General features: G+C 72.0%; 20 protein-coding genes. 4 read left to right on the forward strand and 16 right to left on the reverse strand.

The window, feature by feature from the left end; genetic code table 11:
* Positions 1–303: 303 nt before the first annotated feature.
* The 5 genes from HS048_RS25080 to infC form a co-directional block, all read right to left on the reverse strand.
* A complete protein-coding gene (locus HS048_RS25080; RefSeq protein ID WP_068895362.1) occupies positions 304–1,386 on the reverse strand; it encodes an ATP-binding protein in 1,083 nt (360 codons plus the stop codon).
* A 50-nt stretch (positions 1,387–1,436) separates the two neighbouring features.
* Positions 1,437–2,270 carry an RNA methyltransferase gene (locus tag HS048_RS25085; RefSeq protein ID WP_068895364.1) on the reverse strand — a complete coding sequence of 278 codons (834 nt, stop codon included), beginning with the start codon at positions 2,268–2,270 and terminating at the stop codon, positions 1,437–1,439.
* A 109-nt stretch (positions 2,271–2,379) separates the two neighbouring features.
* Positions 2,380–2,760 carry a 50S ribosomal protein L20 gene (rplT, locus tag HS048_RS25090; protein WP_068895365.1) on the reverse strand — a complete coding sequence of 127 codons (381 nt, stop codon included), beginning with the start codon at positions 2,758–2,760 and terminating at the stop codon, positions 2,380–2,382.
* A gap of 23 nt (positions 2,761–2,783) precedes the next feature.
* Positions 2,784–2,978, reverse strand: coding sequence for a 50S ribosomal protein L35 (gene rpmI, locus HS048_RS25095; protein WP_068895367.1), 195 nt, complete (start codon positions 2,976–2,978; stop codon positions 2,784–2,786).
* A 130-nt stretch (positions 2,979–3,108) separates the two neighbouring features.
* Positions 3,109–3,726 (reverse strand): translation initiation factor IF-3, encoded by a 618-nt coding sequence (infC, locus tag HS048_RS25100; RefSeq protein ID WP_305791167.1) that lies wholly within the window; start codon positions 3,724–3,726, stop codon positions 3,109–3,111.
* A 368-nt stretch (positions 3,727–4,094) separates the two neighbouring features.
* Between infC and HS048_RS25105 the strand changes: the two genes are divergently transcribed.
* Together HS048_RS25105 and HS048_RS25110 are read left to right on the forward strand one after the other, a co-directional pair.
* Entirely contained in the window at positions 4,095–4,508 is a 414-nt protein-coding gene (locus tag HS048_RS25105) for a PadR family transcriptional regulator (RefSeq protein ID WP_068895370.1), read from the forward strand.
* Positions 4,505–5,455 (forward strand): hypothetical protein, encoded by a 951-nt coding sequence (locus HS048_RS25110; protein WP_196468852.1) that lies wholly within the window; start codon positions 4,505–4,507, stop codon positions 5,453–5,455. Before HS048_RS25105 ends, HS048_RS25110 begins: the two co-directional genes overlap by 4 nt.
* Here the strand turns inward: HS048_RS25110 and HS048_RS25115 are convergent.
* The 8 genes from HS048_RS25115 to HS048_RS25150 form a co-directional block, all read right to left on the reverse strand.
* Positions 5,430–6,281: a shikimate dehydrogenase gene (locus HS048_RS25115; RefSeq protein WP_196468853.1), complete on the reverse strand. Its 852-nt coding sequence runs from the start codon at positions 6,279–6,281 to the stop codon at positions 5,430–5,432. The genes HS048_RS25110 and HS048_RS25115 overlap by 26 nt on opposite strands.
* Entirely contained in the window at positions 6,281–7,447 is a 1,167-nt protein-coding gene (gene mltG, locus HS048_RS25120) for an endolytic transglycosylase MltG (RefSeq protein ID WP_196468854.1), read from the reverse strand. The genes HS048_RS25115 and mltG overlap by 1 nt, the downstream gene beginning before the upstream one ends.
* Positions 7,448–7,839: 392 nt before the next feature.
* Entirely contained in the window at positions 7,840–8,337 is a 498-nt protein-coding gene (ruvX, locus tag HS048_RS25125) for a Holliday junction resolvase RuvX (RefSeq protein ID WP_068895375.1), read from the reverse strand.
* A gap of 78 nt (positions 8,338–8,415) precedes the next feature.
* Positions 8,416–11,088, reverse strand: a complete 2,673-nt coding sequence (gene alaS, locus HS048_RS25130) for an alanine--tRNA ligase (protein WP_068895377.1) — start codon at positions 11,086–11,088, stop codon at positions 8,416–8,418.
* A gap of 1 nt (position 11,089) precedes the next feature.
* Complete coding sequence (locus HS048_RS25135) at positions 11,090–11,344, reverse strand: hypothetical protein (RefSeq protein WP_068895379.1); 255 nt, start codon at positions 11,342–11,344, stop codon at positions 11,090–11,092.
* A complete protein-coding gene (locus tag HS048_RS25140) occupies positions 11,341–11,733 on the reverse strand; it encodes a DUF948 domain-containing protein (protein WP_068895381.1) in 393 nt (130 codons plus the stop codon). The genes HS048_RS25135 and HS048_RS25140 overlap by 4 nt, the downstream gene beginning before the upstream one ends.
* Before the next feature lie 94 nt (positions 11,734–11,827).
* The gene (locus HS048_RS25145; protein WP_068895383.1) at positions 11,828–13,147 is read right to left on the reverse strand and encodes a replication-associated recombination protein A; all 1,320 of its coding nucleotides are present in this window, start codon (positions 13,145–13,147) and stop codon (positions 11,828–11,830) included.
* A gap of 28 nt (positions 13,148–13,175) precedes the next feature.
* Positions 13,176–13,694 carry a DUF2231 domain-containing protein gene (locus HS048_RS25150; protein WP_153054119.1) on the reverse strand — a complete coding sequence of 173 codons (519 nt, stop codon included), beginning with the start codon at positions 13,692–13,694 and terminating at the stop codon, positions 13,176–13,178.
* 128 nt (positions 13,695–13,822) lie between these two features.
* Here HS048_RS25150 and HS048_RS25155 point away from each other — a divergent pair, with 128 nt between their 5' ends.
* Both HS048_RS25155 and HS048_RS25160 read left to right on the forward strand, forming a co-directional pair.
* Positions 13,823–14,731 (forward strand): peptidylprolyl isomerase, encoded by a 909-nt coding sequence (locus tag HS048_RS25155; protein ID WP_230881872.1) that lies wholly within the window; start codon positions 13,823–13,825, stop codon positions 14,729–14,731.
* Between the two features lie 181 nt (positions 14,732–14,912).
* Entirely contained in the window at positions 14,913–16,133 is a 1,221-nt protein-coding gene (locus HS048_RS25160; RefSeq protein ID WP_196468855.1) for a cytochrome P450, read from the forward strand.
* A 148-nt stretch (positions 16,134–16,281) separates the two neighbouring features.
* On the opposite strand, the gene aspS is transcribed toward HS048_RS25160, so the two are convergent.
* From aspS to HS048_RS25175, 3 genes are read right to left on the reverse strand one after another with little or no spacing between them, the layout of a single operon-like run.
* Complete coding sequence (aspS, locus tag HS048_RS25165; protein WP_068895389.1) at positions 16,282–18,039, reverse strand: aspartate--tRNA ligase; 1,758 nt, start codon at positions 18,037–18,039, stop codon at positions 16,282–16,284.
* Positions 18,036–19,298: a histidine--tRNA ligase gene (gene hisS, locus HS048_RS25170; RefSeq protein ID WP_068895391.1), complete on the reverse strand. Its 1,263-nt coding sequence runs from the start codon at positions 19,296–19,298 to the stop codon at positions 18,036–18,038. Before hisS ends, aspS begins: the two co-directional genes overlap by 4 nt.
* A 5-nt stretch (positions 19,299–19,303) precedes the next feature.
* Positions 19,304–19,999 (reverse strand): MBL fold metallo-hydrolase, encoded by a 696-nt coding sequence (locus tag HS048_RS25175; protein WP_068895393.1) that lies wholly within the window; start codon positions 19,997–19,999, stop codon positions 19,304–19,306.
* Positions 20,000–20,031 lie beyond the last annotated feature (32 nt).

Raw genomic sequence — 20,031 nt, forward strand, 5'->3', positions numbered from 1 at the left:
GTGCAGCGGCGTCACCTCGACCGGGTCGTAGTTAGACAAGAGAGAGCTCCGAATCCAGGGCTTGAGCGGCCATCATTCTCTCGTAAGGCTGCCGAGTTTACCCAGCGGGGCGTTGCCGCCCTGCTACGATCCTCGCGTTCCGAACGGTCAGGGCTTGGCCGTCGCCCGCTTCGAAGGAGACGGGCGAGAAACCGCTCCCTTCGGGGAGCGGAGGAGTCACGAGTCTAGTCGCTGAAGCGGCTAGAGATCGCCGGGAAGCACTCGGCTGCGTGGAGTCGGCCCACCGGGCCTCGGGTCCGCCGTTCAGGCGAAGTCGGGGGTGCCGGTGGGCACGGTAAATCGGAACTCGGCCCCGCCTTCGGGGCCCCGCCGCACGGACACGGTGCCGCCGTGGGCCTCGATCAGGCCCTTGACGATGAACAGGCCGAGCCCGGTGCCGCCCCGGCGGCGGGCGTTGCCCCGCCAGAACTGCCGGAACACGCGCGTGGCCAGCTCGGGCGGGATGCCCTCCCCCTGGTCACGGACGGACACGGTGACTCCCCATTCGCTCGGTTCCATGGCTATTGTCACCGTACCCCGGCCGTGGCGCACCGCGTTTTCCAGCAGGTTGGCCAGGACCTGGTCGATCTTGTCCTGGTCGAGCCAGGTCTCGGGCAGTTCGCCGTCCACCTCGAGCCGGAAGCGGTCCTCCGGCTCCCCCGCCGCGACCCGCCCGGCGATCAGCCGGCGCGCCCTGGCCGGCAGGTCGACCACCTGCCGGTGGATCTCCAGCCGTCCCGACTCGATGCGGGACACGTCGAGCAGTTCGGTGATCAGGCGCGTCACCCGGTCGGCGTCGGCGTTGACCGTCTCCAGCATGACCAGCTTCTGGTCGTCGGTGAAGCGCGACCACTTGGCCAGGAGCGTGGCGGTGAACCCCTTGACGCTGGTCAGCGGGGAGCGCAGCTCGTGGGCGACGGTGGAGACCAGGTCGGCGCGGCTGCGCTCCAGGCGGGCGCGGGCTCCGGCGTCGCGCATCGTGACGACCACGCGGACGACCTCGCCTCCCCGCTCGGGCCTGCGCACCAGCCGGGCGGCGACGAGCAGCTCCTGGCCGCCCGGAGTGCGCAGCGGGAGCTCGGGCTGGCGGGTGCGGGTGGGCAGCCCGCCGTACGGGTCGAGCCACTTCCACCAGTCGCGGCCGTCCTGGTCCTGCAGGGAGAGCACGTCCCGCACGTGGCGGCCGACGGCCCGCTCCCGGGTGATCCCGGTCAGGCGGGCGGCGGCGCGGTTGACGGTCAGCACGTGGCCGTCGCGGTCGGTCACCACGAGGCCGTCGGGAAGGTCGTCGACGCCGATCACACATGGGGAGTCAGCGCCCCGCTCGTCGGTGTGTTCGCCGTGCACGACCCCGCCTCCTCGGACTCCAAGGCCGACAATAGCGGGTTTCCCGCGTCCTACGGCAGCCTCGGCCCAGGGGCGGAGGGCGAACCGGCGCGCTGGAACCGGGCAGATGCATACAGACACACCGCGGCCGCGGTGGCGAGGTTGAGGCTCTCGGCCCTTCCGTAGATCGGCACCCGGACGACGTCGTCCGCCAGCCGCAGGAGCTCCTCGGGCAGCCCCCAGGCCTCGTTGCCGAAGATCCACGCGGTCGGCCCGGACAGGTCCACGTCGTCCAGGGTCTGCTTGCCCGCGCCGTCCGCGGCGAGCACCCGCAGGCCGGACTCCTTGAGCTTCGCCACGGCCTGCGCCACCGGTGCCCCCGTGGCGACCGGGAGGTGGAACAGGCTGCCCGCGCTCGCCCGGACGCACTTGCCGTTGTAGGGGTCGACCGAGGCGTCGGTGAAGATCACCGAGTCGGCGCCGGCGGCGTCGGCCGAGCGCAGCACCGTTCCGGCGTTGCCGGGGTCGCGGACGTGCGCGAGGACGGCCACCAGGCGGGCGTCGGCGGTGACGGCGCGCTCCAGCGGCACGTGCACGAAGCGGCACACCGCCAGCAGCCCCTGCGGGGTGACGGTCTGGGCGAGCTCCGCCATGACCTCCCCGCTGGTCCGCAGGACCGGTATCCCGGCGGCCCGCGCCGCGAAGACGATCTCGGCGTGCCGCAGTTCGGCCTCGGCCGTGGTGAACAGCTCCACCACCACGTCGTCCAGGGCCAGCGCCTCGCGGACCGCCTGCGGCCCCTCGGCGAGGAAGGACCGGTCCCGGTCTCGGAAGGCCCGCTTGGTCAGCCGCCGCGCGGCCTTCACCCGCGGCGACTTGATGTTCGTCAGCTCAGAACCCGCCATACCCGTCCCTCGAGAGAACCCGCGTGAATGCGAACGCGGCCCGCAGCGTGATCGCTGCGGACCGCGTTCTCCAACGGAGCCGGACCCGGCCGGCCACCCGTGTCCGGCCTCAGGCGACCGGCGCGTTCACGTCGGCCGGGAGCGCCTTCTTGGCGGCCTCGACCAGCGTCGCGAACGTGGCGGCGTCGTTCACCGCGAGGTCGGCGAGGATCTTGCGGTCGACCTCGATGGAGGCCAGGCGCAGACCCTGGATGAGCCGGTTGTAGGTGATGCCGTTCTGGCGGGCAGCGGCGTTGATGCGCTGGATCCAGAGACGGCGGAAGGTGCCCTTGCGGTCCTTGCGGTCCCGGTAGGCGTAGGTCATCGAGTGGAGCATCTGCTCCTTGGCCTTGCGGTACAGACGCGACCGCTGGCCCCGGTAACCGCTCGCCCGCTCGAGAACGACCCTGCGCTTCTTCTTGGCGTTGATCGCCCGCTTCACGCGTGCCATGTGTATCTATCTCCCCGGGATCGTTACTTAGCGAGCAGCTTCTTGATCTTCTTGGCGTCGGCGTCGGAGAGCACGACCTCGGGCTTGAGACGGCGCGTCAGGGTGGACGACTTCCACTCGTTGTAGTGCGCGCGGTTGGCGCGGCGGCGCTTGATCTTGCCCGAGCCGGTGAGCCGGAACCGCTTCTTCGCACCGCTGTGCGTCTTCATCTTCGGCATCTCAGCCGTATCTCCCTCGATCGTGCCGATGTCCCGGGCCGGTGACCCGAGTCAAGGGCATGCCTGACTGCGAGACCGGACCCGGTCCCGGATTCTTCTCGCGGCTGCCTGAGCGTTCAGGCTATGCGAGTCACTCCTGCGGAGCGGCCGCCTCGTCGGTGACGGGCGTCTCGGTCCCCGCAGCCTCTTCGCCGCGCTGGGCCTTGGCCGCCGCCTTCTCGGCCTTGGCCTCGGCCTTCTTCTTGTGCGGGCCGATCACCATGATCATGTTACGGCCGTCCTGCTTGGGCTGGGACTCCACGAAGCCGAGCTCCGTGACGTCCTCCGCCAGCCGCTGCAGGAGCCGGAAGCCCAGCTCGGGCCGGGACTGCTCCCGGCCGCGGAACATGATCGTGACCTTGACCTTGTCCCCGGCCTTGAGGAACCGCACCACGTGACCCTTCTTGGTCTCGTAGTCGTGCGGGTCGATCTTCGGCCGGAGCTTGATCTCCTTGATGATCGTGTACGCCTGGTTGCGGCGCGCCTCACGTGCCTTCATGGCCGACTCGTACTTGAACTTGCCGTAGTCCATGAGCTTGCACACAGGCGGGCGAGCCGTCGCCGCGACCTCGACGAGGTCGAGGTCGGACTCCTGAGCCAGCTTCAGAGCATCGCCGATGGAGACGATGCCCACCTGTTCGCCGTTCGGGCCGACGAGGCGCACCTCGGGCACACGAATACGGTCGTTGATGCGGGGCTCGGCGCTGATGGGGCCTCCTAGGTTGCGATCCGCCGCCCTCTGGCGGGCGACTGCCACGTGCTCGATCGTGCCGGGAGGTCACGCGTGCGCGCCCTGGTCAACAGGACGCGGAACGCAAAGTGCCCCGCACGTCGCGCATGCGGGGCCACATGGACTCACGAACCCTAAGCCGTAAGCCCTCCGGGGTTAACCGGAGTGATCCTTGACCTGCCGGCCTCGCGGCCGACCAGGTGGGAGGAAGACCTCCGCTTGCGCGTCCGGCAGGCATGCCGGACCGATCGAGTAGTCACGTTACCACAACCGTGCGCAGCCGCCGAATCATCCCTTTGCCAATATACAGTCGATCGGTATATAAAGATCATGTGAATGATCGCCCGATGCAGGAACCCACGTTCCTGATCCTCACGGCCCTCGCCGCCGGGCCCCAGCACGGCTACGGGATGATCACCGACGTGCGGGAGATCTCCGCCGGCCGGGTCGTCCTGCGCGCCGGGACCCTCTACGCCGCCCTCGACCGGCTCCAGGCCGAGGGCCTCATCGAGGGCGACCGGGAGGAGGTCGTGGACGGCCGCGTCCGCCGCTACTACCGGCTGACCGACTCCGGCGGCGCCCGCCTGGCGGCCGAGGCCGAACGGCTCCGCCGGCACGCAGAGGCCGCCTCCACCCGGCTGCGCGCCCGCCTCGCCGGAGGCGCCCTCTTCCGTCATGGGATCACCGGGGGCGCGCCCCTCCTCCGCGATCTCACCGGAGGCGCGCCCTCCGGCCGCGGGCTCGCCGGGGGCACCGCGTGACCGGCCTGGAGGAGCGCTACCGCAGGCTCCTCGCCTGGTACCCCGCCGACCACCGGGCCCGCCACGGCGAAGAGATGATCGGCGTGATGCTCGCCGGAGCGAAGCCGGGGCAGCGGCGTCCCGGCCCGCGCGAGACCTTCGACCTCGTCCACGGGGCCATCCGGATCCGGGCGCACCGCCTCCTGGGGCCGGGATCCGCGCCGCGGTGGCGCGACGCGCTGAACGCGGCCGCGATCGTCGCCCCGCTCTACCTCCTGATCACCCACGCCGTCCCGGCCGTACTCGTACTGATGAACGGGATGCAGCCCCTCCACCGGATCGCCATCTCGGCTCTGACGCTCCTGCCGGACGCGCTGACCCTCGGACTGGCACTGCTGGGGCTGCGCCGGACGGCGATCGCCTGGGCGTGGCTGTGGGCGCTCCTGGGCCTGGCCCTCTACACCGCCGCGATCATCGCCATGGAGGGGGAGGGCGCTTTCATCTCGGAGTGGTTCACCCCCGCCAACATCGCGCTCCAGTCGGCGGTCCCCGTCGCCGTCGCCCTCCTGCTGACCTTCGCGCCGGACCCCGCCGCGGGTGCGGAGCTCATCGGCCGCCGGACGCTGCTCCGCTGGGCCTCCGCCTCCCTGCTGGCGCTGGCGGCCGTCGGCGTCCTCTGGTACGGGTTCATGCTCGACTTCTTCATCGAACAGCTGCTCGTCCCGGCGCTGCTCGCCATGGCCTGCGGCGCCGGCAGCCGCACCCCGGTCGGCCGTCGCGCCCTGCTGCTGCTGTCGCCCCTGATCGCCCTGGCGTACGGCCAGCAGTTCCCTCAGCACCTGCAGCTGCGGGGTTGGTTCCCCCTCGTGGTCGAGGTGCTGATCGTCGCGCTGCTGTTCACCGTCGCCCGGCGCGGCTTCCGGCCATACGGCTCCGGGACGGTCAGCTCGCCCGACCGGCTCGTCTGAGGATCTCCGCCTCACCGGCCGCGCGCATCGCCTCCACCGGCACGTCCGTGCGGCCGGTCATCATCTCGACCTGCCGGACCGCCTGGTGCAGCAGCATCGGGAAGCCGCCGACCACGGTCCCGCCCGCCCGCCGTACGGCCTGCGCGAGAAGGGTGGGCCAGGGGGCGTAGACCACGTCGAAGACCGCGGGGGCGCGGGCGGCCACCAGGTCGGCGAAGCCGTCCGCCGCGCCGGACGGCAGGGTGGAGACCACCAGGTCCACGTCCAGGACCGCGTCGAGCTTGTCGAAGGTCTGCACCGTCAGGGCCGTGCCCAGCCGTTCGGCCACCTCGGCGGTCTCCCCCGCCCTGGCCGGGTCGCGGACCACCAGCGTGGCCTCGCCCAGGCCCAGCTCGCGCAGGGCGGCCAGGGTGGAGGCGGCCGTGGCCCCTCCGCCCAGGATCACCGCGGACCGGGGAGGGGCCACCCCGGCCTCGGACAGTGCCCGCACGATGCCGTACACGTCGGTGTTGTCGCCGTACCGGGCGCCCCCGGACAGGACCACGGTGTTGGCCCCGCCCACCTCGACGGCGAGGTCGGAGACGGTGTCGAGCAGCGGGAGCACGGCCCGCTTGAGCGGCATGGTCAGCGAGAGTCCGGTCCACCCTGGGCCGAGGCCGTCGAGCAGGGCGGGCAGCGCCGCCTCGTCGCACTCGATCGCCTGGTAGCTCCAGCCGTCCAGGCCGAGCGCCTCGTAGGCGGCCCGGTGCAGGTAGGGCGAGAGCGAGTGGGCGATCGGCGAGCCCAGGACCGCGGCCCTCGTCACGGCCTCCGGCGCGGACCGCATCACCCGCCCGCCTGCTTCCTGTCGAACTTGGCCTTGAGCCGGAGGAACTCCGCCTCGGTGGTGGCGAACTCGGTCAGCCGCCGCTCGGGGTCGGTGGTCACGAAGAAGAACCAGTCGCCCTCGGGCGGGTTGAGCGCCGCCTGGATGGCGTGGTCGCCGGGGTTGCTGATCGGCCCCGGCGGCAGCCCGGTCCTGGCGTAGGTGTTGTAGGGGGACGTGCTGCGCAGATCGGCGTTGGTCGCGGCGATGCCGTACTTGTTCAGTCCGTACATCACCGTGCTGTCCATCTCCAGCTTCCGCCCCTTCTCCAGGCGGTTGTAGATGACCCGGGCCATCTTCCCCATGTCGCTGACCCGGCCGGCCTCGGCCTGGATGATGCTGGCGATCGTCATGATCTCGTGCGGCGTGTGGCCGAGCTCCTTGGCCCCGGCGACCAGTTTGTCCTTGTCGGCGGTGTCGTTGAAGCGCTCGACCATCGCGGTCAGGATGTCGGCCGCCGACATCTTGGGCGTGACGTCGTAGGTGGCGGGGAACGCGTAGCCCTCCAGCCTGCCCCTGGCGTAGCCGGGCAGGCCCAGCGCCTCGGCGTCCTTGGCCGCCTGCTGGAACTCCTTCAGCGGCCGGCCCGTCGCCTTGGCCAGGGTGATGAGGGTGTCGGACAGGCGCAGCCCCTCCTTGAGGGTGACCCGGTCCATCAGCTGCTTGCTCGGGTCGAGGAGCTCGACCGCCGCGGCGGCGGACATCTGCTTGCGCAGGGTGTAGGTCCCCGGCTGCAGGGAGGAGCTCTTGCCGGCCGCCGCGATGGCGTTGGTGAAGGCCTTGGCGCTCTTGACCACGCCCTGCTCCTCCAGCGTCCGGGCGACGTCGGTGGCGCTCTGCCCCGTCGTGATCTCCACGGTGACCTCGCCGGTGCCCTGGCCGGTGTAGTCGTCGGGGGTCATCACGTCGCTCAGCCACGTGTAGCCGTAGTAGCCGCCGGCGCCGATGCCGCCCACCAGGATGAGGAGCGCGAGCATGGGGGCCAGGAAGCCGCCCTTGTTACGGCGCCGCTTGCGGCGGCGGCCCCGCCTCCCGCCGTCGCGTCCCGAGGACGCGCGCGACCGGCGCCGCGACCGACCATCGTCGTCCTCGGCGCCGACCAGGAAGTCCATGTCAAGGTCGTTCATGATTCGCTGGCCAATCTCCCGGCACGGACGGTCCGGCGTCAAGTGAATCTTCCGAACCGTGGAGCTTCACCGAGCTGAACATCCAGGTCCTCCGGGCTTCTGCCCCTGATGTCCCGATGCGCGCCGCCCGGCTGCGGGGAACGGCGAATCCTCCTCCGGGCATCAGCACGCCCCGAGGTATCTGCTCAGCTCTTCCCGGTATCCCGCCAACTCACTCTCTTCGTCAAGGAATTTCGTGATTCTATGCTCCGGACCTACAACCACAAACTGCGGCCAACCATCTTGATCTGGATGTGAACCTCCCAAAGGGCACGGTCCTCCTGCGCGCGGCGGATCCTGCCATCGGCCGGCCGCCCCGCTCGGCCGGGCCGGTCACCGGCCGAGCGGGGCGGTCATCGGCCGAGCGGGCCGCCGCTCTGCTCGCCGGGCCGGTCGTCCGGCACCGCCACGGGAGCGCCCGGCGCCCTGCCGGTGGCGCGTTCGGCGTCGAGGGCCGCCTGGAGCAGCACGACGGCCGCGGCCTGGTCCACCACCCCGCGCTGGTTCTTCGCCTTCACGCCGCTGGCCCGCAGGCCCTGCTGGGCGGTGACGGTGGTGAGCCGCTCGTCGAACAGCCGCACCGGGACGGGGGCCAGCCGGGAGGCGATCCGGGTCGCGAACTCGCGGGCGAGCCCCGCCGCCTGCCCCTCGCGGCCGGAGAGCGAGGTGGGCAGGCCCACCACGACCTCGACGACCTCGTACTCGGCCGCGAGCTCCGCGAGCCGCTCCAGGTCGCCTCTGCCGCGCCGTACGGTCTCCACCGGGGTGGCCAGCAGGCCCGAGGGGTCGCTGCGGGCCACCCCGATGCGCACCGAGCCGACGTCGACGCCCAGCCGTGTGCCGTTTCTCATGCCGTTCTTTCCTGCGCCCGCGAACCGGGGTCCGGTTCGCGGGCGCCGTCCGTCATCGGGCGCGTCAGGGGCCGGATGTCAGGCGAGCGTCTGCGCGATCGCCTGCTCGACGGCGCCGAGCGCGTCGCCGATCGACTCGGGGCGGGCTCCGCCGCCCTGGGCGACGTCGTCCTTTCCGCCGCCGCCGCCGCCGAGCGCCTTGGCGGCGACGCCGACGAGCGCCCCCGCCTTCAGCCCGCGCCCGCGCCCGGCCTCGTTGACCGCCGCGACGGCGACCGGCCGGTCGCCGGGCACGCCCGCGACCACGACGACCGCGGCGCGGTCGGCCGGGAAGCGGCCCCGCACGTCCAGGGCGAGCTTGCGCAGGTCGTCGGCGGAGGTGCCGTCGGGCGCGCGGTGCGTCACGACGGACACCCCGTGCACGTCGCGGGCTCCCGCGGCCAGCTCCCCGGCCACGGCCAGCACCTGGGCCGAGCGGAGCCGCTCCAGGTCCTTCTCGGCGGTGCGCAGCCGCGTGACGATGCCCTCGATGCGCTCGGGCAGCTCCTCGCGGCGCGCCTTGAGCTGCTCCGACAGCTGGGCCACCAGCACGCTCTCGCGGGCCAGGAAGCGGAAGGCGTCCAGGCCGACCAGCGCCTCCACCCGGCGCACCCCGGCGCCGATCGAGGACTCGCCCAGCACCTTGACCAGGCCGAGCTGGCCGGAGCTGGCGACGTGGGTGCCGCCGCAGAGCTCGCGGGAGTAGTCGCCGACCTCGACGATGCGGACGGTCTCGCCGTATTTCTCGCCGAACAGCGCCAGCGCGCCCATCGCCCGGGCCTCGGCCTGGGAGGTGTGGAAGGCGTTGACCTGCAGGTCGTTGATGAGGATGGCGTTGACCTCGTCCTCGACGTCGCGCAGCACGCTGGGCGGTACGGCTCCGGCGGCGGTGAAGTCGAAGCGGAAGCGGCCGGGGGAGTTCTCCGAACCGGCCTGTGCCGCCGTCTCGCCCAGCGCGTTGCGGAAGCCGCGGTGCACCATGTGGGTGGCGGTGTGGCTGCGGGAGATGGCCCGGCGACGCTCGACGTCGATCTCGGCCTGGACCTGGTCGCCCACCCGGATCTCGCCGCCGCGGACCTTGCCGCGGTGCACGACGAGGCCCGCGACCGGCGACTGCACGTCCACGACCTCGACCTCGGCGCCGTCGGCGCGGATGACGCCCTGGTCGGCGAGCTGGCCGCCGCCCTCGGCGTAGAACGGCGTGCGGCCCAGCACGACCTCGACCGTGGTGCCCGCGCCGGCCGCGGGGACGGAGGCCCCGTCGACGAGCAGGCCGACGACCTCGGACTCGGCGCTCACCTGGTCGTAGCCGAGGAACTCGACCTTGCCGGCCTTCTCCAGGATCTGCCCGAACACCGAGATGTCGGCGTTGCCGGTCTTCTTGGCCGCGGCGTCGGCCTTGGCGCGGTCGCGCTGCTCCTTCATCAGCCGGCGGAAGCCCTCCTCGTCGACCTTGAGGCCCTGCTCGGAGGCCATCTCCAGGGTCAGGTCGATCGGGAAGCCGTAGGTGTCGTGGAGCTGGAAGGCCTGGTCGCCGGAGAGCACCGTCGCCGACTTGCGCTTGGTCTCCTCCACGGCCGCGTCGAAGATCGCGGTGCCGGTGCGGAGGGTGCCGAGGAAGGAGGCCTCCTCGGCGTCGATGACACCGTGGATCTGCGGGGCGTCGGCCTTGAGCTCGGGGTACAGCTCGCCCATCACGTCGACCGCGACGGCGGTGAGCTCGTGCATGTAGCGCTCCTCGCCGGAGCCGAGCAGGCGCAGGTTGCGGATCGAGCGGCGCAGGATGCGGCGGAGCACGTAGCCCCGGCCCTCGTTGCCGGGCAGCACGCCGTCGGCGACCAGCATGGTGCCGGTGCGGACGTGGTCGGCGACCACGCGCAGGCTGATGTCGGCGCGCTCGTCGCGGCCGTAGCGGGTCTTGGTGAGCTCGGCGGCGCGGTCGAGGATCTTGTAGGTGGTGTCGATCTCGTAGATGTTGTCGACGCCCTGCAGGATCGCGGCCATGCGCTCCAGGCCCATGCCGGTGTCGACGCTCTTGGCGGGCAGGTCGCCGAGGATCGGGAAGTCCTCCTTGCCGCCGCCCGCGCCGCGCTCGAACTGCATGAAGACGTTGTTCCACACCTCGAGGTAGCGGTTCTCGTCGGCGATCGGGCCGCCCTCGCGGCCGTACTCCGGGCCGCGGTCGTAGTAGATCTCGGTGCAGGGGCCGCAGGGGCCGGGCACGCCCATCGACCAGAAGTTGTCGGCCATGCCCCGGCGCTGGATGCGCTCGGCGGGCACGCCCACCTTCTTGTTCCAGAGCTCGGCGGCCTCGTCGTCGTCGTGGTAGACGGTGACCCAGAGCCGGTCCTCGGGGAAGCCGAACCCGCCGTCGGCCTCGGAGCGGGTCAGCAGCTCCCAGGCGAACGGGATCGCGTCGTCCTTGAAGTAGTCGCCGAAGGAGAAGTTGCCGAGCATCTGGAAGAAGGTGGCGTGCCGGGTGGTCTTGCCGACCTCGTCGATGTCCGGGGTGCGCACGCACTTCTGCACGCTCGCCGCCCGCTTGTAGGGGGGCGTGCGCTGGCCCAGGAAGTAGGGCTTGAAGGGGACCATGCCCGCGGGGACCAGAAGCAGCGTCGGGTCCTCGGCGATCAGGCTGGCCGAGGGCACGACGGTGTGCCCACGCTCCTCGAAGAAGCGCAGGAAGCGGCGGGCGATCTCTGCCGACTCCATGTCAGCGGCCATCCTTTACGTCGTAGTGATAGGTGTTTTCCACACTGTCGAGCCCGAATCTGGACCGCAACTCGGTTTCCTTCCGGGCCGCGCCGTCCAGCGCGTCCGCGGCCACGTCGCGGGCCTGGTCCAGGAGGCCGGAGGCGCCCCGGGCCGCGCGCCGCGCCAGGTGGTTCGGGTGCAGTTCGGCCAGCCTACGCCTGACCCACAGCGCACCGAACGCGCCCAGGGACATGTAGAACAGTCTCCGGATCATCGCCGCCGCCTCTCCAGCGCCCGGGCGCCGGACGCGGACCGCCCGCGGGCGCCGATGGCCCGCCGGAGGCCGTGGCCGAGCGCCACCGCCTTGATCATAGGGCCGGTCACCAGGACCTGGGCGACGCCGCTGACCCGGGCCGCATGCCCGCTGACCTGCTTGACGTCGCGGACGATGGCCTCGACGGCGACGAGCTGGCGGTTCGTCTCGTTGACGGTGACGGCCGCGTCCTCCAGCAGCGGCACCGCCCGGTCGCTCAGCTCGGAGACCATCTTGGTGGTCTCGGTGAGCAGCCGGGACAGCTTGAGCAGGACCACGGCCAGGAAGCAGACCAGGACCACCCAGGCCACGGCCACGATCAGGCCGGCGACCTCTCCTGCGGTAAGCATGCGCCGAATCTCCCTGTCTCACCCGGCTGGAACGGCAAGACCCTATCGCGTCCCGCCCCGTTCCCCCGGCATGCCGCGTCACGGAGGGGGATCCCTAATCCGCCCGGCCGCCCCGGAGGAAGGCGCGGATCCTGGCCCAGCGGTCCGCGAAGCCCGCCTCGGCGCCGTGCCGGGTGGGCTGGTAGTAGCGGCGTCCGCGCAGCGGCTCGGGCAGGTAGTCCTGGCGGACCAGGCCGTGCTCGAAGTCGTGCGGGTAGCGGTAGCCCTGCCCGTGGCCGAGCTTCGCGGCTCCCGGGTAGTGGGCGTCGCGCAGGTGGCCGGGGACCTGGCCGATGTCTCCGCGGCGCACGTCCGCCGCGGCCGCGTCGACGGCGGTGATCACCGCGTTGGACTTGGGCGCCAGCGCGCAGTGGATCACCGCCTGGGCGAGGTTGAGCCGCCCCTCCGGCAGCCCGATGAACTCCACCGCCTGGGCCGCGGCCACCGCCGTCTGCAGGCAGGTGGGGTCGGCCATGCCGACGTCCTCGGAGGCGAAGATCACGATACGGCGGGCGATGAACCGGGGGTCCTCCCCCGCCTCCACCATGCGGGCCAGGTAGTGCAGGGCCGCGTCGGCGTCGGAGCCGCGCATGCTCTTGATGAAGCCGCTGACCACGTCGTAGTGCTGGTCGCCCTGCCGGTCGTAGCGGACGGCCGCCTTGTCCACCGCGCGCTCCACCGTCCCCACGGTGATCTCTCCGTCGGCGATCAGCGCGGCGGCCTCCAGGTAGGTGAGCGAGCGGCGGGCGTCCCCGCCCGCCAGCCGTACCAGGTGGTCGGCGGCCTCGGGAGCGAGCCGGACCCGCCCGTCCAGGCCCCGGGGGTCGGCGACCGCCCGCTCCAGCACCGTGCGGACGTCGTCGCCGGACAGGGGCTCCAGGGTGAGCAGCAGGGAGCGGGAGAGCAGCGGGGAGATCACGGAGAAGAACGGGTTCTCCGTGGTCGCGCCGATGAAGGTGACCCAGCGGTTCTCCACCGCGGGCAGCAGGGCGTCCTGCTGGGCCTTGTTGAACCGGTGCACCTCGTCGACGAACAGCACGGTCTGCCGCCCGGACATGCCCAGCTCGCGGCGGGCCTGCTCGATGGCGGCGCGGACCTCCTTGACGCCGGCCGACACCGCGGACACCTCCACGAACCGGCGCTTGGTCACCCCCGCCACGACGTAGGCGAGGGTGGTCTTGCCGGTGCCGGGCGGCCCCCAGAGGAACAGGGACATCGGCGCCTCGGCCTCGACCAGCCGGCGCAGCGGGGTGCCCGGGCCCAGCAGGTGGCGCTGGCCGACGACCTCGTCCAGGCCGCGCGGGCGCATCCGCACCGCGAGGGGCTCCTGGCCGCGGTGCGCCTCCTCCGCCGCCGAATCGAACAGGCTGTCCACGCCCCGACAGTACCGCCGCCGCGGGGGATCAGCTTCCCCAGACGGCCACGGCCCCGCTGTGGCCGGCGCGGACCACGTAGTAGACCGCCACCGCCGCCAGGAGCACGGTGAGTCCGGAGACGGCGATCTCCACCGGCCGGCCGTACCGGGCGGCGCGCAGGACGTGCAGCATGCCCAGCGAGACCAGTCCGAGGGCGAGGACGGCCAGCACCAGCGGCGTGCCGAAGCTCTCGTGCTCGGCGATGCGCTCGCCCAGCCGCCCTCCGGCGGAGGAGAACCGGCCGTCCTTCAGCTCGGCGCCGCTCTGCCTGGCCGCGAAGGCCGCGGGGGGAGCGGCCACCGCGAGCCCGAGGACCGCCCAGCCCAGGGCGGCGCGCGTGCGCGGGGCCAGTGCGTAGACGGCCGCCGCCACCGCGAGCAGCGGCGTCAGCACCACGGTCGCGTGGATGATCAGGGGGTGGGCCGGGAGGCCCAGGATCTCGTCGAGCATGAGGTGACTCCGGTCGTGCGGGCGGCTGGCGTGGTCGTCGCCAGACCGGAATCCCATCACGACGGGGATCTGGAACGTGTAAAGACCTCCGGGATCTTCCCTCCTGCCCCGTCCTGCGCTTTACGCCGCTTACATCCACCACACTCCGGGGCCGGTACGCTTTCGCGGAGTCAACAGTCGTACAGATGGTGATCCTGGAGGACATAGCGGTGAGCGGCGAAGACCGCCAGAGCCAGCTGGCTCGGGAGCACAAGGAGCGGCAGGCCCGACGTGCCGAGCAGGCGAGCAAGGCCAAGCGGAACACCTTCATCGGAGCCGGCGCCGCGGTGGTGGTCGTGGCCGGAGGCGTGATCGCCGCCTCGACCCTGATGGGCGGCGAGAAGGAGCCGGTGGCCGCCCAGACGCCGGTCCCGTCGGAGAGCGCCTCCACCCCGGCGGCGCCCGACCTCACCCCCTCGGCCAAGCCGGGCGCCGCCACCTGCGAGTACCGCAAGGACACCACCGGCAGCCCCACCAAGTTCGTGGGCTACCCGCCCAAGAAGCCGAACCTGAAGCTGAAGACGATGACGATCACCACCAACCACGGTGACATCGTGATCGACCTGCTGACCCCGGCGACTCCCTGCACCGTCAACTCGCTGGCGTTCCTGGCGAAGAAGAACTTCTACGACGGCACCAAGTGCCACCGGCTGGCCACCCCGGAGAACTCCGGCCTGGGCCTGCTGCAGTGCGGTGACCCGCAGGCCAAGGCCGACGGCAAGAACTCCACCGACGGCCAGGGCAGCTCGGGTTACGTCTTCAACGACGAGAACCTGGGCGGCCTGTCGTACGGCAGGGGCACCGTCGCCCTGGCGCAGGCCCCCGACGCCGCCAACCAGAACGGCAGCCAGTTCTGGATCTCCTACAGTGACGAGACCGCCCAGCTGGACTCCGGCCCGGCCTACACCCCGTTCGGCACCGTCTCCAAGGGCATGGAGATCATCGACAAGATCGTCGCCGGCGGGTGGATCACCAACGAGGCCGACATCACCGGCGACGGCGGCTCCCACGCCCCCAAGATCCCGGTGCTCATCAAGGACGTCGAGCTCTCCTGAGCCCGTGTGCGCGGACGCCCCGGCGGTGGGTCCTCCACCGCCGGGGCGTCCGCGTTCCACCTCCAGCCGGAACGCGGTCCCGGCCCCGGACGGCTGTGATCCCCGTCACATCGACCCGCTTCTCCCCGCCCCTGGTCCAAGCTGGAGGCAGGGGACGTCGAGCCGTGACCGAGGAGCGCCCATGCCGGAGCCGACGACGGAGAGACTGCCGTTCGAGTTCATGCTCAGCCCGGAGTTCGGGCGCGACCCGTACACCGAGTACGGCAGGCTGCGCGAGCGGGGGCCGGTCCACGCGATCGACTTCCCGCGCGGGGTGCCGGCGTTCGTGGTGATCGACCACGAGCACGGCCGCCAGGCGCTGACCGATCCGCGGCTGGCCAAGGGGCTCGGCCACGCGCCGGGCTTCTTCCAGGACGCCGTCGTGCGGGGCAACCCGGCGCTCGCCAGGAACATGCTCAACAGCGACCCGCCCGACCACACCCGCCTGCGCCGCCTGGTCGCCGGGGCCTTCACCGCGCGGCGGACCGCGAGCCTGGCCCCCCGGATCCAGGAGATCACCGATCGGCTGGTCGACACGATGGAGGCCGCGGGCGAGGCCGACCTCCTCGACGACTTCGCCTTCCCGCTGCCGATCACCGTGATCTGCGAGCTGCTGGGCGTGCCCTCCGCCGACCGCGCCGACTTCCGCGAATGGTCGGCCAGCCTGATCACACCCGCGTTCACCGAGGAGGCGGCCCGGCAGCGTGACGCGGTGAACGCCGCCGTCCGCGCCTACTTCGCCGGGCTGATCGACGAGCGGCGGCGGGCCCCCCGGGACGACATGATCAGTGCGCTGGTCACCGCCCGCGACGAGGAAGGGCTGCTGAGCGAGCAGGAGCTGCTCGCCACGCTCACGCTGCTGCTCATCGCCGGGCACGAGACCACGGTCAACCTCATCGGCAACGGCATGCTGGCCCTGCTGACCCATCCCGCCCAGCTCGGGCTCCTGCGGGAGCGGCCCGAGCTGCTGCCGGGCGCGATCGAGGAGTTCCTCCGCTACGAGGGACCGGTGGAGCGGGCCACGTTCCGCTTCGCCACCGAGGACATGGAGATCGCGGGCGTCCCCGTGCCCAAGGGCGGCGTGGTGCACGTCTCACTCGGTGCGGCGGGCCGCGACCCGGCGGCGTTCGACGACCCCGACACGCTGGACGTCACCCGCACCGGCAACCACCACCTGGCCTTCGGCCACGGCATCCACTTCTGCCTGGGCGCCCCGCTGGCCCGGCTGGAGGCCCGGATCGCCTTCGAGACGCTGCTGAGCCGCCTGCCCGGCATCAGACTCGCCTGCCCCGCCGAGGACGTGGCCTGGCGCCTGAACGGCTCGCTCATCCGCGGCCTGCAGGCGCTGCCCGTCCGGTTCTGAAAGCACCGGCGCGCCCGGCGTCGGTCCCGCAGGGACGCCGGCCCGGCTCCGGACGTGCGGGGGCGGCTCCCCGGTCCGGGTCCCCGGACGTGCCGGAGCCCCGGCGGGCGTCGTCCGCCCGCCGGGGCTCCGGCGACATGCCCGCAGGTCAGGCCTCGGCCGCCGCCTTGGGCTTGGCGTCGACGCCCGCTTCCTTGCGCTGCTCACCCGTGATCGGGGTGGGCGCGCCGGTCAGCGGGTCGAAGCCGGAGGCCGTCTTCGGGAAGGCGATGACGTCGCGGATCGAGTCGCCGCCCGCCAGCAGCATGCAGATCCGGTCCCAGCCGTAGGCGATGCCGCCGTGCGGCGGCGGGCCGTACTTGAACGCCTCCAGCAGGAAGCCGAACTTGCTCTCGGCCTCCTCCTTGGAGATGCCGAGCACGTCGAAGACGCGCTGCTGCATCTCGGCGCGGTGGATCCGGATCGAGCCGCCGCCGATCTCCATGCCGTTGCAGACCATGTCGTAGGCGTAGGCGAGGGCCTCGCCCGGGTTGTCCTGGAAGGTGTCGGCCCACTCGGGCTTGGGGCCGGTGAACGGGTGGTGCACCGCGGTCCAGCCGGACTGGCGGCCGACGTCGTCGTAGACGGGCTCGAACATGGGCGCGTCGACGACCCACAGGAAGTTCCACGCCGACTCGTCGATCAGGCCGCAGCGGCGGCCGATCTCCAGGCGGGCCGCGCCGAGCAGGTCGCGGGAGTCGGCGGGCTTGCCGGCCGCGAAGAAGACCGCGTCGCCGGGCTTGGCGCCCACCTTCGCGGCCAGGCCCGCGGTCTCGGTCTCCGACAGGTTCTTGGCGACCGGGCCGCCGAGCGTGCCGTCCTCGCCGACCAGCACGTAGGCCAGGCCCCGGGCGCCGCGCGACTTGGCCCACTCCTGCCAGCCGTCCAGCTCCTTGCGGGTCTGGGAGGCGCCGCCGGGCATGACCACGGCGCCGACGTACGGCGCCTGGAAGACCCGGAAGGACGTCCCGGCGAAGAACTCCGTCATCTCGACCAGCTCGCAGCCGAACCGCAGGTCCGGCTTGTCCGAGCCGTAGCGGGCCATGGCCTCGGCGTAGGTCATCCGGGGCAGCGGCGTCGGCAGCTCGTAGCCGATCGTCTCCTTCCAGATGCGGCCGATCAGCGCCTCGCCCAGGGCGATGACGTCGTCCTGGTCCACGAAGGACATCTCGATGTCGATCTGGGTGAACTCCGGCTGCCGGTCGGCGCGCAGGTCCTCGTCGCGGTAGCACTTGGCGAGCTGGTAGTAGCGCTCCAGGCCGGCGACCTGCAGCAGCTGCTTGAACAGCTGCGGCGACTGCGGCAGCGCGTACCAGCTGCCCGGCTGCAGGCGGACCGGGACCAGGAAGTCGCGGGCGCCCTCGGGCGTGGAGCGGGTGAGCGTCGGGGTCTCGACGTAGACGAACCCGTGCTCGTTCATCACCTCGTTGGCCAGGTAGGTGGCCTTGGAGCGGATCCGCATGGCCTGGGCGACCTGCTGGCGGCGGATGTCGAGGTAGCGGTACTTCAGCCGCGCCTCCTCGGAGACGCCCGCGTTGCCCTCGATGGGGAACGGCAGCGGCGCGGACTCGCTCAGCACCTCCACCTCGGAGGCGACGACCTCGATCGCACCGGTCGGCAGGTCGGGGTTCTCGTTGCCCTCGGGGCGGATCCGCACCTCCCCGACGACCTTCACGCAGTATTCGGCACGCAGGCCGTGCGCGTCGTCCTCCTCGCGGAAGACCACCTGTGCCGAGCCCGAGGCGTCCCGCAGGTCGATGAAGACCACACCGCCGTGGTCACGGCGGCGCGCCACCCATCCGGCCAGCGTCACCTGCTCCCCCGCGTGCTGCTCGCGCAGCGATCCCGCGGTGTGCGTGCGAATCACGAAAACTTCCCCTTCAGGATGTCGACGACCTCGGCCAACGGCACCTCGGTCTGCTCTGCGGTGGTCAGGTCCTTCAGCTGTACGGCCTGCGCCTCGATGTCGCGGCCGCCCAGGATCAGCGCGTAGCGGGCCCCGGAGCGGTCGGCGCCCTTCATGGCCCCCTTGACGCCCTTACCGCCGAACGCCATGTCGGCGGCCAGACCGGCCCGTCGCAGCTCGGCGACGAGCTGGAACATCCGGCGGCGCGCCTCCTCCCCCAGCGGCACACCGTACACCTGTACCCGCTGGTGCGCGCCGTCCTCCTCCAGCAGTCCCTCGGCCTCCATGGCCAGGATCGTCCGGTCCACGCCGAGGGCCCAGCCGACGCTCGGCAGCGCCGGGCCGCCGATCATCTCGCTCAGCCCGTCGTAGCGGCCGCCGCCGCCGACCGCCGACTGCGAGCCCAGGCCGTCGTGGACGAACTCGAAGGTGGTGCGCGTGTAGTAGTCGAGGCCGCGGACCAGCCGCGGGTCGTCGGTGTAGGCCAGGCCCGCGGCGGCCAGCAGGGCGCGGACCTCCTCGTGGTAGGCCTTGCACGCCTCGCACAGGTGGTCGACGACCAGGGGCGCGCCGGCGAGCTGCGCCTGCACCTCGGGCCGTTTGTCGTCGAGCACGCGCAACGGGTTGATCTCGATCCGGGCCCGGGTGGGCTCGTCCAGGTCGAGGGCGCGCAGGAACTCCTGGAGCGCGGCGCGGTAGGCGGGGCGGCACTCCTTGCAGCCCAGCGTGTTGAGCAGCAGCCGCACCCCGGTCAGGCCCAGGGCGGCGAAGCCGTCCGCGGCCAGCAGGATCAGCTCGGCGTCCAGCGCCGGGTCCTCGGCCCCGAGGGCCTCGGCGCCGACCTGCGAGAAGTGCCGGTAGCGGCCCTTCTGCGCCCGCTCGTAGCGGAACTGGCTCCCGGAGTACCAGAGCTTGACCGGGAGCTGCCCGTTGTGCAGGCCGTGCTGGAGGACGGCCCGCACGACCGGCGCGGTGCCCTCCGGGCGCAGCGTGATGGAGCGCCCGCCCTTGTCGGTGAAGGTGTACATCTCCTTGGAGACGACGTCGGTCGACTCCCCGACACCGCGGACGAACAGCGCGGTGTCCTCGAAGGTCGGCGTCTCGATGTAGCCGTAGCCCGCGCGGCGGACCGGGGCGACGAGCGCCTCGCGCACGGCGAGGACCCGCTCGGAACGCGGCGGCAGCCAGTCGAAGGTGCCCTTGGGCGCCTGGAAGGTCATGGTCTCTAGATTCCCCTGGTGGGACCGGCGAACGGGGCGGCCTCCGCGAGATACGGGTTGGTGGCGCGCTCGGTGCCGATCGTGGTCTGTGGTCCGTGGCCGGGCAGGACCGCCGTGTCGTCCGGCAGCGGCAGGCACTTGGCCGCCAGGCTGCGCAGGATGGTCGGGTAGTCACCGCCCGGAAGGTCGGTGCGGCCAATGGAGCCGGCGAACAGCAGGTCGCCCGAGAACATCACGTCCGGGATCTCGTCCGTGCGGGGCAGCCTGAACGTCACCGACCCCCTGGTATGGCCGGGCGTGTGGTCGACGGTGAGCTCCAGGCCGGCCAGGCGGAGCACCTCGCCGTCGGCGAGCTCGCGCACGTCGTCCGGCTCGGTGAAGGTCAGCCCGCCGAACAGCTGCTGGCGCGTCGCCAGCGACAGCCCCTTGCCCGGATCCGAGAGCAGCTCGCGGTCCTCGGGGTGGATCCACGCCGGGACGTCGCGCGCGCCGCAGACCGGGGCGACCGACCACATGTGGTCGAGGTGACCGTGGGTGACCAGCACGGCGACCGGCTTGAGGCGGTGCTCGCGCAGCACGTCGTCCAGGTCGCCGACCGCGTTCTGCCCCGGATCGACGATGACGCACTCCTCGCCGGCGGCGGGAGCGACGACGTAGCAGTTGGTCTGGAAGGACCCTGCGGGAAAGCCGGCGATGAGCATCTGCCTCAGCTGTCTCGTCAAGAATGCGGATG

Source organism: Planomonospora sp. ID91781 (assembly GCF_015711595.1).
GTDB lineage: Bacteria > Actinomycetota > Actinomycetes > Streptosporangiales > Streptosporangiaceae > Planomonospora > Planomonospora parontospora.